Source organism: Pseudomonas sp. 20P_3.2_Bac5 (genome assembly GCF_025466035.1).
Taxonomy (GTDB): domain Bacteria; phylum Pseudomonadota; class Gammaproteobacteria; order Pseudomonadales; family Pseudomonadaceae; genus Aquipseudomonas.
On sequence record NZ_JANLOA010000137.1, the window covers coordinates 51,430 to 63,715 of the forward strand.

General features: G+C 64.3%; 11 protein-coding genes. 1 reads left to right on the forward strand and 10 read right to left on the reverse strand.

Annotated features, from left to right (window positions below; genetic code table 11):
* Positions 1-81 precede the first annotated feature (81 nt).
* The 4 genes from NTD88_RS27870 to NTD88_RS27885 all read right to left on the reverse strand — a co-directional run bounded on the left by NTD88_RS27870 (position 82) and on the right by NTD88_RS27885 (position 3,881).
* Positions 82-1,176, reverse strand: a complete 1,095-nt coding sequence (locus tag NTD88_RS27870) for a polyamine ABC transporter substrate-binding protein (RefSeq protein WP_262153716.1) — start codon at positions 1,174-1,176, stop codon at positions 82-84.
* A gap of 60 nt (positions 1,177-1,236) precedes the next feature.
* Positions 1,237-1,578, reverse strand: a complete 342-nt coding sequence (locus tag NTD88_RS27875) for a cupin domain-containing protein (RefSeq protein ID WP_262128659.1) — start codon at positions 1,576-1,578, stop codon at positions 1,237-1,239.
* Positions 1,579-1,604: 26 nt separating this feature from the next.
* A complete protein-coding gene (locus NTD88_RS27880) occupies positions 1,605-3,011 on the reverse strand; it encodes an NAD(P)/FAD-dependent oxidoreductase (protein WP_262128660.1) in 1,407 nt (468 codons plus the stop codon).
* A 63-nt stretch (positions 3,012-3,074) separates the two neighbouring features.
* Complete coding sequence (locus NTD88_RS27885; protein WP_262153717.1) at positions 3,075-3,881, reverse strand: AraC family transcriptional regulator; 807 nt, start codon at positions 3,879-3,881, stop codon at positions 3,075-3,077.
* Between the two features lie 251 nt (positions 3,882-4,132).
* On the opposite strand from NTD88_RS27885, the gene NTD88_RS27890 reads away from it, so the two are divergent.
* Entirely contained in the window at positions 4,133-5,029 is an 897-nt protein-coding gene (locus tag NTD88_RS27890; protein WP_262153718.1) for a hypothetical protein, read from the forward strand.
* Positions 5,030-5,235: 206 nt separating this feature from the next.
* Here NTD88_RS27890 and NTD88_RS27895 read toward each other — a convergent pair whose 3' ends face one another.
* The 6 genes from NTD88_RS27895 to NTD88_RS27920 form a co-directional block, all read right to left on the reverse strand.
* Entirely contained in the window at positions 5,236-6,207 is a 972-nt protein-coding gene (locus NTD88_RS27895; protein WP_262128662.1) for a peptide ABC transporter ATP-binding protein, read from the reverse strand.
* Positions 6,207-7,175: an ABC transporter ATP-binding protein gene (locus NTD88_RS27900; RefSeq protein ID WP_262153719.1), complete on the reverse strand. Its 969-nt coding sequence runs from the start codon at positions 7,173-7,175 to the stop codon at positions 6,207-6,209. Before NTD88_RS27900 ends, NTD88_RS27895 begins: the two co-directional genes overlap by 1 nt.
* Before the next feature lie 10 nt (positions 7,176-7,185).
* On the reverse strand, positions 7,186-8,112 hold the full coding sequence (locus tag NTD88_RS27905) for an ABC transporter permease subunit (protein WP_110968075.1): 927 nt from the start codon (positions 8,110-8,112) through the stop codon (positions 7,186-7,188).
* 10 nt (positions 8,113-8,122) lie between these two features.
* On the reverse strand, positions 8,123-9,133 hold the full coding sequence (locus tag NTD88_RS27910) for an ABC transporter permease subunit (RefSeq protein WP_095159575.1): 1,011 nt from the start codon (positions 9,131-9,133) through the stop codon (positions 8,123-8,125).
* Positions 9,134-9,206: 73 nt separating this feature from the next.
* Positions 9,207-10,802: an ABC transporter substrate-binding protein gene (locus NTD88_RS27915; RefSeq protein ID WP_262153720.1), complete on the reverse strand. Its 1,596-nt coding sequence runs from the start codon at positions 10,800-10,802 to the stop codon at positions 9,207-9,209.
* A gap of 65 nt (positions 10,803-10,867) precedes the next feature.
* Positions 10,868-12,247, reverse strand: coding sequence for an OprD family porin (locus NTD88_RS27920; protein WP_262153721.1), 1,380 nt, complete (start codon positions 12,245-12,247; stop codon positions 10,868-10,870).
* Between the last annotated feature and the right edge of the window lie 39 nt (positions 12,248-12,286).

Here is a 12,286-nt window from a genome sequence, read left to right on the forward strand (position 1 = left end):
CAAGCTACAAGAAGAAGCGGTCCATGCACTGGCCCGCTTTTTCTTGAGGCTTGCAGCTTGTAGCTTGCACCTGGCCGAAGGTCAGTTACCTGCCTTTATGCCAGTCCAGATCCGCGTCCTGATCCGGTCGATCTTCGCCGGCATCGCCTCCAGGGCATACAGCTTGCCCATCATGTCTTCGCTCGGATAAATCATGTTGTTGGCCTTGAGCTGCGGGTCTACCAATCCGTCCGCCTTGAGGTTGCCGTTGGCGTACTGCACGAAGTTGCTGATGTTGGCCATCACGTCCGGCTGCAGCAGGTAGTTCATGTAGGCGTAACCGGCTTTTTCGTCAGGCGCGTCCGCCGGCATGCCCACCATGTCGAACCACATCGGCGCGCCTTCCTTGGGAATCGAATAGCCCACCTTCACGCCATTCTTTGCTTCCAGCGCCCGGTTCTTCGCTTGCAGGACGTCGCCGGAGAAGCCCACCACTACGCACACGTCGCCATTGGCCAGGTCGCCGGTGTACTTCGATGAGTGGAAGTAGCTGATGTACGGCCGCACCTTCATCAGCAACGCCTTGGCTTTCTCGTAGTCCGCCGGGTCCTGGCTGTGGTGCGGCAGGCCGAGGTAGTGCAGGGCGATCGGCAGCAGTTCGGGGCCGTTATCCAGCACCGCGACACCGCAGCTTTTCAGCTTGCTGATGTACTCGGGCTTGAAGATAAGGTCCCACGAATCCACCGGCGCGTTGTCGCCGAGCACCGCCTTGACCTTGTCGATGTTGTAGCCGATGCCGGTGCTGCCCCACAGGTAGGGGAAGCCGTACTGGTTGCCGGGGTCGTTCACTTCCAGCGCCTTCATCAGCACTGGGTTGAGGTTCTGCCAGTTGGGCAGTTGGCTCTTGTCCAGCTTCTTCAGGGCCTTGCCCTGGATCTGCCGGGCCATGAAGTGGTTGGACGGGAAGACCACGTCGTAACCGGAGTTGCCGGTCATCAGTTTGCCGTCGAGGGTTTCGTTGCTGTCGAAGACGTCGTAGGTGGGCACGATGCCGCTGGCCTGCTGGAAGTTCTTCAACGTGTCGGGCGCGATGTAGCTGGACCAGTTGTAGATTTTCACCGAGTCGGCGGCGTTGGCCACGCCGGCGGTCAGCATCAGGGGGGCGAGAAGAAGAGGTGCGAGAAGAAGGGTGCGCATGTCCGGGTTACCTTGCTTTGTCTGTTGTTATCGAAGGCAGGCGATCAGCGGATCAAAAGATCAAAAAATCAGTACGTAGGTTTTGCGCACGGTCTCCTGGATATCCCAGATGCCGGTGCTGTTGGCCGGTAGCATCAGTGCGTCTCCGGCTTCTATGGACAGCGGCTCGCCGCCGTCGGGGGTGAAGGTGCAGCGGCCTTTGACGAAGTGGCAGAACTCCTGTTGCACGATCTGCCGCCGCCAGCGCCCCGGCGTGCACTCCCAGATGCCGGTTTCGACGCCGTCGCTGCGTTCGACGCAGGTGACCGAGGTCACCGCGACGGGCTCGCCGAGGGGCACGGCGACCGGGTTGGAACTGTCCAGCGGGACAGTCTCGGTGTGTTTGAACTGGGTGATGCTCATGGCCGGTGAACCTCTGTGGTGAAAAGTCAGTGCATGAAGCCTTGCATGAGATCGGCCAGGCCACCGGCCAGGCGCCGGCGCCACGGCGGGCTGGCGGGGCTGGCGAGGGTGCGGTCCTCGAACACGAAACTCTGGATGATCGCGTTGTAGCCCAGCCAGCGGCAGGGTTCCGGCGGCCAGCTGGCGAGGCTCGACAGCGGACGGTTGTCGTGGACCCATGGCTGCGCGGTGAGTGCGTTGTGCTGGTCGAGGATCAGCGCGGCGAGGGTGCGCCCGCCGAGGTTGGTGGCGCCCACCCCTTCGCCGCCGTAGCCGCCGGCCAGGGCGATGCCGCGCTGGCGGTCGCAGAGCATGTGCGGGCGGAAGCGCCGCGCCATGCCCAGGTTGCCGCCCCAGGAATGGGTGATGCGAGTGTTCTTCAGGTGCGGGAACAGCTCGCCGAACAAGTAGCGGCGCAGTTCGATTTCGTTGTGGGTCAGGCTGAAGTCTTCACGCAGGCGACCGCCGAAGCGGTAGCCGCCGCGGGCGCCGAACACCAGGCGGTCATCGCGGGTGCGCTGGCCGTAGGTGACCTGGCGGCTGCTTTCGCTGAACGCCTGGCCTTGGGCAAGGCCGATCTGTTCCCAGGCGGATTCGGGCAGCGGCTCGGTCGCCACCAGCAGGCTTTGCACTGGCAGTTGATGCTTGCCCAGCGGCGGCAGGCTAGCCGCGTAGCCTTCCACCGCCGGCACCGCCCACTGGCAGCGGATCGACGCCAGTGGCGTGCGTACCTGGCCGGGGTTCCAGTCGATGGCCGGGGTGTTTTCGTAGATCGTCACGCCGAGGTTTTCGACGGCGCGGGCCAGGCCGCGAACGAGTTTCGCCGGCTGAATGGTGGCGGTGTGCGGGCTGAAGATCGCGCCGTAGGCGTTGCTGACCCGCAGTTGCCCTTCCAGTTCTTCGGGGCGCAGCCAGCGGTAGTCGTCTTCGCGCATGCCCTGGCGGTACAGGTCGTCGAGCCAGGCCCGCAGGCTGCGTTCCTGTTCCGGGTAGCGGGCGGCGCAGTAGAGGACGCCGCCTTTGCGGTAGTCGCAATCGATGGCTTCGCGCTGCAACACGCTGTGCACTTCATCGGGGATGCCGTGGAGCAGGTCGATGCTGTCGCGCCGTTGTTGCGGCGAGAGTGTGGCGAGCAGGCGGTCTTCGCCGAGCAGGTTGCCCATCAGCCAGCCACCGTTGCGCCCGGAGGCGCCGAAGCCGGCGATATTGGCTTCGATGATGGCGATGTTCAGGTGCGGGGCTTGCTGCTTGAGGTAGTAGGCGGTCCACAGGCCGGTGTAGCCAGCGCCGATGATGCAGACGTCGAGGTCGAGGTCCTGGCGCAGGGCCGGGCGCGCGCAGAGCGGCTCTTCGAGCTGGTCCATCCAGAGGCTGATCGTGCGCCAGGGTTGCATCGGGTTCCGCTCCACATCATCAGGGTGTGGGGCCGATCCTAGTGGCGGGCGGGACGTGCTGTCTTACGTGCGTGCACGCAGGGAAATCTGCTTCACATAGGCCTTGGGCGACAGCCCGGTGTGCTCGCGGAAGCACTTGTAGAACGCCGACAGCGAATTGAAGCCGGCATCGAAAGCCAGTTCGTCGACGGGCGCGCTGGCGCTGGCTTCGCCCAGGCCGGCCAGCAGGTGGTGCAGGCGGGCCTGGTTGACGTAGCGGTAGAAGCTCTGGCCGAGGACCTGGTTGAGCAGGTAGGAAATCTGGTTGCGGCTGTAGCCGCTCTCTTTGGCGACGCGTTGCAGGTCCAGTTCGGGGTCGAGATAGGGGCGCTGGCGCTGGAAGTAGTGCTCGAGGTCCTGGGCCATGGTGCTCAACTGCCGTGGCGACAGGCCCAGGCGACTGGTGGCGGGGCGCGGGCCGGCGCGGCTGGCGCGTGTGGCGTCCCGGCGCACCAGGGTGGCGTATTCGTTGACCCGCCAGATCAGCCCGTCCCTGACGGTGATGGCTTCGCTGGACTGGAACGCAACCAGGCCCTCGCCGCCCTGCACCGTCACCTGGTACTGGATGAAGGCGGTGCAGCCATCGACGCGGATGCGGTCGCTGTGAACGATGTCTTCGCCGGCCTCATGGGGCAGGCAGGCGCGCACGTAGTCGCGTAGTTCCCGGTAGCCGAGCGCGCGGTTCTGGAAGAAGTCGTGGTACTCGACATCCGGGTGGTAGAGCGCCATTACCCCGTCCAGGTCACGGTGCTTCCAGCACAGGTGATAGCGCAGCACGGTGTCGGCGGTGAGCGGGGTTTGGGCGGGGCCGTCGGGGAAGGTCTGGGTCATGGCGGAAATAGTGCCGAGGGGGCTGAGTGTTGTGCAAGTCCCGGGGACTCATGGTCGATCCGTGGCGGTGAAACGGAAACATCTTGCATAAAACCCACCACCGCTTCGCCAATCCGGCATTTTGCACGGTCCTAAGACGCCCACCTGCCGGCAAACCCCCGGATTCATTGGGGTTCATCATTTGAAACATTTGGCATGCCGGGTGCACCGTTGTTGAGCGTAGGGACATTTCGCTCACCGGAGAGGCGCACATGATCACGACTAACGATTACTCACCCACGCTCGATGCAGGCCCGAATCGCTCGGGTGTGTCCTGGGCGGCCATATTCGCTGGCGCTGCGGCGGCGGCGGCCTTGTCACTGATTCTGGTGGTCTTGGGCGCCGGGCTTGGCTTCGCCGCGACCTCGCCCTGGGCCAGCGAAGGGGCCAGTGCCAAGGCGCTGGGGATTTCGACCATCATCTGGTTGCTGTTGACCCAGATCCTCGCGTCCGGCCTGGGTGGCTACCTCGCCGGTCGGCTGCGGGTGAAATGGGCCAACCTGCATGGCGATGAGGTGTACTTCCGCGACACCGCGCATGGCTTCCTGTCGTGGGCAGTCGCCACGCTGGTAGCGGCCGTGCTGGTCGTCGGCACGGTCGGCAGCATGGCCGGTGCCGGTGTTCAGGCGGGTGCCGTCGCGGCAGCCAACAGCGATGCGTCGATGGGCTACTTCGTTGACAGCCTGTTCCGTGGCGAAGGCCCCGCGCCGGTAAGCGACGATGCCGCCAATGGCGTGGCTGCGCGCATTCTGGCCCGCACCGTAACCCAAGACCGCGCCCTGGCGCCGGAAGACCATGCCTACCTGGCACAACTGGTGGCGCAACGCACTCGCCTGACCCAGGCGGAAGCCGAGGCGCGGGTGGATCAGGTGGTCGGTCAGGTGCAACAGGCGAAAGTCGAGGCTAAACAAGCGGCTGACACCGCGGCCAAGGTAGCGGCATGGACGGCGCTGTGGACCTTTGTTGCCCTGCTGTGTGGCGCGTTCTTCGCCAGTTTCGCGGCACTGTTCGGCGGTCGTCAGCGTGATCATGCGCGCTGGCTCGAAAGTGACACCGTGGGCTATGCCGACCGGCATGTAGCGCACAACCCTGCTGCCCCGATTCGTTAATTGAAATGAACTAGAAGGAGAACAATCATGCGTTCATTACTGCTGTGGATGTTGGGTGTGCCGATTCCGGTGATCATTCTGATTGCGCTGTTCATGCACTGATTATTTGAGAGTGCTTCGCGAGCAAGCTCGCTCCTACAGGTAGGTTTAGCGTCAGGATGACGCCGAACGAATCCTGTAGGAGCGAGCTTGCTCGCGATTGGGCTTTAAAGAAACTGCTCCGCGTAATGACACGCCACCTGCCGCGTCCCCACCTGGCGGAACGCCGGCACTTCCCGCCCACAACGCTCGGTGGCATACGGGCAGCGTTTATGGAACGCACAGCCATCCGGCGGATTCAGCGGGTTGGGCAACTCACCGGCAATCTTGATCTTCGGCTTCAACGGGTCCGGATGAATCGTCGGCGTCGCTGACAACAAGGCTTGGGTGTAGGGGTGCAGCGGCTTTTCGTAGATGTCCGCTTTCGGCCCCATTTCCGCCGGCCGGCCGAGGTACATCACCAGCACCTGATCGGCCACGTGCCGCACCACCGCGAGGTTGTGCGAGATGAACACGTAGGCGGTGTTGAATTCCTTTTGCAGGTCCATGAACAGGTTCAGCACCTGGGCCTGGATCGATACGTCCAGCGCCGAGGTCGGTTCGTCCGCCACCAGCACTTTCGGTTGCAGCATCATCGCCCGCGCCAAGGCGATGCGCTGGCGCTGGCCGCCGGAGAACATGTGCGGGTAACGCTGGTAATGCTCGGGGCGCAGGCCCACCTGCTGCATCATCGCCTGCACTTTCTCGCGCCGTTCGGTGCGCGACAGCGTGGTGTTGATCAATAGCGGCTCGGCCAATTGATCGCCGATCTTCTGCCGCGGGTTGAGCGAGGCATAGGGGCTCTGGAACACCATCTGCACGTCGCGCCGCAACTGCTTGCGCTCGCGCTTGCCGGCGCCGGTGACTTCCTGGCCGGCGATTTTCAGCGAGCCGGAAGACGGCTCTTCGATCAGCGTCAGGGCGCGGGCCAGGGTGGATTTGCCGCAGCCGGACTCGCCGACCACGGCCAGGGTCTTGCCGGCTTCCAGTTCGAACGACACGCCATTCAGCGCACGGACCGTGGCGTAGCCCTTGAACAGGCCACGGGAGACTTCGTAGTGACGGGTGAGGTCACGGGCGGTGAGGACGACTTCGCTCATCACGCTACCTCCTGGTTCAGCGGGTAGAAGCAGCGGGCCAGGCTGTGGGCCTGGGGATCGAGGTCGGGGCGTTGCTGACGGCAGTTGTCGCGCACATACGGGCAGCGCGGCGACAGCAGGCAACCACTGGGCCGGTCATACCGGCCGGGGACGATGCCGGGCAGGGTGGCCAGGCGCTCGGCGCCGAGGCTGTGTTCGGGAATCGCCTTCAGCAGTGCTTCGCTGTAAGGGTGGGCGGGCACTTCGAACAGCTCCGGCACCTGGCCGATTTCCACCGCTTGCCCGGCGTACATCACGCAGACCCGGCGGGCGGTTTCGGCGACCACGGCGAGGTCGTGGGTGATCAGGATCAGCGCCATGTCCTGCTCTTTCTGCAGGTTCAGCAGCAGTTCCATGATCTGCGCCTGGATGGTCACGTCGAGGGCGGTGGTGGGTTCGTCGGCGATCAGCAGCTTGGGTTCGCCGGCAATCGCCATGGCGATCGCCACGCGCTGGCTCATGCCGCCGGAGAGTTGGTGCGGATAAGCATCGAGACGGCTTTCCGGAGCCGGGATCTCGACTTTCTTCAGCAACTCCAGCGCCCGCTGGCGCGCCGCCTTGCCGCGCAGTCCGAGGTGCTGGCGCAGCACTTCCTCGATCTGGAAGCCCACGGTGTAGCTGGGGTTGAGGGCGGTCATCGGGTCCTGGAAGACCATCGCCATGTCCTTGCCCACGACCTTGCGCCGTTGCCGGCCGCTGAGCGTGAGCATGTCGTGGCCGTCGAAGGTGAGGGCGTCGGCGCTGATCCGCCCGGGGGCGTCGATCAGGCCCATCAACGCCATCATGGTCACCGACTTGCCCGAGCCGGACTCGCCGACGATGGCCAGGACTTCGCCCTTGGCCACGCTCAGGTCAAGACCGTCGACCACTGGCACGGCGCCGGCGTCACCGAAGCGCACGTTGAGATTGCGGATTTGCAGAAGTGACATGGGCTTCTCCTCAGGCGGCATTCTTGAGTTTCGGGTCCAGCGCATCGCGCAGTCCGTCGCCCATCAGGTTGATTGCCAGCACGCTGAGCAAAATGGTCAGTCCCGGCAGGCTCACCACCCACCAGGCGCGTTCGATGTAGTCGCGGGCCGAGGCCAGCATCGTGCCCCACTCGGGGGTTGGCGGTTGTACGCCGAGGCCGAGGAAACCGAGGGCGGCGGCATCGAGGATCGCCGAGGAAAAACTCAGGGTGGCCTGTACGATCAGCGGCGCCATGCAGTTGGGCAGAACCGTGATGAACATCAGGCGTGGCAGGCTGGCGCCGGCCAGGCGCGCGGCGGTGACGTAATCGCGGTTCAGTTCGCCCATCACCGCGGCGCGGGTCAGGCGCACATAGGACGGCAGCGAGACGATGGCGATGGCGATCACCGTGTTGACCAGGCCAGGGCCGAGGATGGCGACGATCGCCACCGCCAGCAGCAGTGATGGCAGGGCCAGCATCACGTCCATCAGGCGCATGATCGAGGCGCCGAGGGCCTTCGGAAAGAAGCCCGCGAGCAGGCCGAGGATGATCCCCGGGATCAGCGAAATGACCACCGACGACAGGCCGATCAGCAGCGACAGCCGCGAGCCCTGGATCAGCCGCGACAGCAAGTCGCGGCCGAGTTCGTCGGTGCCGAGGATGAACTGCCAGTTGCCGCCTTCGAGCCACACCGGCGGCGTCAGCAGGAATTCGCGGTATTGCTCGCTGGGGTTGTGCGGCGCGACCCAGGGCGCGAACAACGCACAGAAGACGATCAGGCACATGAACAGCAGGCCGGCCACTGCGCCCTTGTTGCGCGAGAAGGCGTGCCAGAACTCTTTGTACGGCGACGGATAGAGCAGGCTCTGGTCGATGGGGCTGGAGGCGTTGACGGGGGTTGGCGCGGGAGTATTCATGATGAGGGCCTCAGCGCTGGTGACGGATGCGTGGATTGACCAGGCCGTAGAGGATGTCGACGACGAAGTTGACCAGGATGACCAGGCAGGCGATCAACAGGATGCCGTTCTGCACCACGGGGTAGTCGCGGGCGCCGATGGCTTCGATCAGCCATTTGCCGATGCCCGGCCAGGAAAAGATGGTTTCGGTAAGGACCGCGCCGGCCAGCAGCGTGCCGACCTGCAGGCCGAACACCGTCAGCACCGGGATCAGCGCGTTGCGCAGGCCGTGGACGAACACCACCCGCGCCGGCGACAGGCCCTTGGCCCGGGCGGTGCGAATGTAGTCTTCGCGCAGCACTTCGAGCATCGAGGAGCGGGTCATCCGCGCGATCACCGCCAGCGGGATGGTGCCCAGCACGATGGCCGGCAGGATCAGGTGCATCAGGGCGTCCTTGAATGCGCCTTCTTCCTCGCTGAGCAGGGTGTCGATGAGCATGAAGCCGGTCTTCGGTTCGATGTCGTAAAGCAGGTCGATGCGCCCGGACACCGGCGTCCAGCCGAGGTTGACCGAGAAGAACATGATGAGGATCAGGCCCCACCAGAAGATCGGCATCGAATAACCAGTGAGCGATAGCCCCATCACTCCGTGGTCGAAGATCGAACCCCGCTTGAGCGCGGCGATGACACCGGCCAGTACGCCGAGGGTGCCGGCGAACAGCAACGCGGCCAGGGCCAGTTCGAGGGTGGCGGGGAACAGGGCGAGAAACTCGTGCCAGACGCTCTCGCGGGTGCGCAGCGATTCGCCCAGATCGCCCTGGGCCAGCTTGCCGACGTAATCCAGGTATTGCTCCGGCAACGGCTTGTTCAGGCCCAGCCGCTCCATGGCCTGGGCGTGCATTTGCGGGTCGACCCGGCGCTCGCCCATCATCACTTCCACCGGGTCACCCGGGATGAGTCGTATGAGCGCGAAAGTCAGTAGCGTGATGCCGAAAAATGTCGGGATCAGCAGTCCCAGACGCCGGGCAATGAAACTAAACATCTTCTGGTGTTCCTCGTCAGCCGGTCAGGCGGGCTGCCTTTGCCGTGGTGGGGCTGTGGGCAGCATTATTTTTCTACTTCACCAAGGTGGTGGCGAAGTTGTTATTAGTCAGGGGGCTGATGATGTAGCCCTCGACGTTCCGGCGCATGGCCGTGAACATCTTCGGATGGGCCATGGTTATCCACGGCCGGTCCTCATCGTACACGGCCAGCGCCTGCTTATAGAGCGCCTCGCGCTGTCGCGGATCGGTCACCTGGCGGGCCTGGGTGATCAGCGCCTGAAATTTCTCGTTGCACCACCGAGCATAGTTCTCGCCATTTCTGGCTGCCTCGCAACTGAGCAGCGGGGTCAGGAAGTTGTCCGGATCGCCGTTGTCGCCGGCCCAACCGGTGGACACCATGTCGTGCTCGCCGTTCTTCGCCCGGCGCAGCATTTCCGCCCATTCCATGACCCGGATATCGACCTTCAGGCCGATCTTCGCCAGGTCGTCCTGGAGCATTTCCGCGCTCAGTCGCGGATTGGGATTGGTCGGTCCACCGCCGTTGCGGGTGAACAGGGTCAGCGCCGTGCCTTGCGGAACCCCGGCTTCCTTGAGCAGGGCCCGGGCTTTGTCGAGGTCGCGGGGCGGGTTGTGGTTGTCGTGGTTGTAGCCCAGCAGGGTCGGCGGGTACGGGTTGACCGCCAGCAGCGCGTTGCCTTTGCCGAACAGTTGATCGATGTGGGTCTGGCGGTCGAAGGCGATATTGATCGCGTTGCGCACCCGCACATCGCTCAGGTAGCGGTGCTCGGTGTTGAGGGCGATATAGCCGGTGACCAGCGCCTCCAGCTCGGCGACCTTGAGCATCGGGTCGGCCTTGAGCGCGGGCACGTCGTCGGGCTTCGGATAGAGCGCGACCTGGCATTCGTTGGCGCGCAGTTTCTGCACGCGCACGTTGTTGTCATTGGCGATGGCGAACACCAGCGTCTCGCTCGGCGGCGCACCACGGAAGTAGTCCGGGTGGGCCTTGTAGCGGACCTGCGCGTCCTTGTTGTAACGCTGGAAGACGAAGGGGCCGGTGCCGATAGGCTTGCTGTTGAGGTCGCCGGTGTTGCCGGTCTTGAGCAACTGGTCGGCGTATTCGGCGGAATAGATGGAGGTGAAGGCCATGGCGAGGTCGCGAAGAAACGGTGCTTCCGGGCGGGTCAGGGTGAAGACCACGGAGTGTTCGTCGGTCTTTTCCACGCGTTTCAGCAGGTCGCGAAAACCCATGCTTTCGAAATAGGGGAAGCCGATGCTGGTTTTGTCGTGCCACGGGTGGTTCGGGTCGAGCTGGCGCTGGAAGCTCCAGAGCACGTCGTCGGCGTTCATCTCGCGGGTCGGGGTGAACCAGTCGGTGTGGTGGAACTTCACGCCCCGGCGCAGGTGGAAGGTGTAGGTCAGGCCGTCGTCGCTGATGTCCCAGCGTTCGGCCAGGGCCGGCTGGATATCGGTGGTGCCGGGCGTGAAATCCACCAGGCGGTTGAACAGGGTTTCGGCGACGGCGTCACCGGTGACCGCGGTGGTGTACTGGGCCATGTCGAAACCTTCCGGGCTGGCCTCGGTGCAGACCACCAGCGGCTTGGCGCAGAGGCTTGCCGAGGTGCTCAGCAACAGGGCCGCCAGTGCGGCCTGAAGGGGAGAGGGATTCATGCAGGCTCCTTTTCTCGGTTCCCGTCTGCGCCCCGGCCAACGTCGTGGCCGGGGCGCGGGAGTGCTCAGAGAATGTCGAAGGGGATGGTGGTCACGACGCGCATTTCGTCCACATTGCCATCAATCTGCGCCCGGCTCGCCCGGTGCGTGCTGTAGGTGGCACGGATGCTGGTGTCCTTGAGTGCGCCGTCCTGCACCGCATAGCTCACGCCAATGCCCCATTCTTTGTGGTGCTCGCCATCGAGCTTTTGTACATCGTAGCCGCTGCCGCGGTAGTGAGTCCCGTCGATGCCCCAGCCGCGGGCGTTGTAGAGATTCAGGCGTACCCCCGGCACGCCGTAGGGGGTCAGGTTGAGCACGTAGCTGAGCTGCACGGACTTCTCGTTGGGGCCGTTGAAGTCGGAATACAGCGAGTTGGCGAGGAAGATGCCGTTGGTGTCGTGCAGGTAGTCGAAGTACTCGTTGCCGTTCACTTGCTGCCATGACAGGCCGAGGGTATGGGCCTTGTGCGTCAGGGCGAAGGACAGGCTGAACGTGTCGTTGTCGATCGGCCCCTGTTTGCCGCGGCCGTGGTCGCGGGTGCCGTAGTAGTTGAAGCCGGTGGTCAGGCCGAGCATGGCGGTGTCGCCCAGGTCGTGGGACGCCGCGAGGTAGTACTGGTTCCAGATGTCTTCGACATTGGCGAAGTACAGGCTGGTGGTCAGGCTTCTCATCGGTTGGTAGGTGAGGCCGGCCATGCTGACTCGGTCTGCCTGGGCACCGATGGCCGAGTATTCCGTGGTGAATTTGCTCTTGCCCTGTTCGGTACGGCTCGACACGCGCTCGAAGCTGCCGAGGTCGAACGACAGGGTGTGGAATTCCGCGCTGTGCAGGCTGACGCCGTCGAAGCTCGACGGCAAGGCGCGGTTGCCGATGGCGGCGATCACCGGCGTGTTCACCGTATGGCGGCCCGCCGTCAGGGTGGTGTGGGAGACGCGCGCCTTCAGGTTGGCCAGGCCGATCTTGCTCCATTGGCCGATGACATCGCCGTCACTGTGGGTGAGGGTGCGGTTGTTGGGTCCGGCCACCGCGGCGCGGCTTCGTTCCAGGGCAATGGCGTTGTAGCCCGCAACCTGGACGCCGAAGCCCACGGGGCCCTGGCTGAAGCCCGAGCTGTAATCGAGGATGGTGCCCTGCACCCAGTTATTGCGGCTGTGGCTGTTGTGGCGGGTGCCGTCGCTCTTGTAGTAGCGGAACTGCGGGCCCTTGGTGGCGCGTTCGTGTGAATACCAGTTGCGGGTCGAGCCGGACAGGCTCTGCCCTTCGAAGAATCCGCCGGCTTCGGCCTGGGCGTTGTTCTCCTTGAGGCTGATTGGCAGGTAATCGTGGCTGAGGGATTCGGCCCGGGCCTGATCGGCCAGGCCGCAGAAGGTCAGTGCGGCGACGGTAACAGTGATTGCTTTCAAGGCGATGCTTCCTTTTGTTCTTGTAAGAGCACCGGCGGG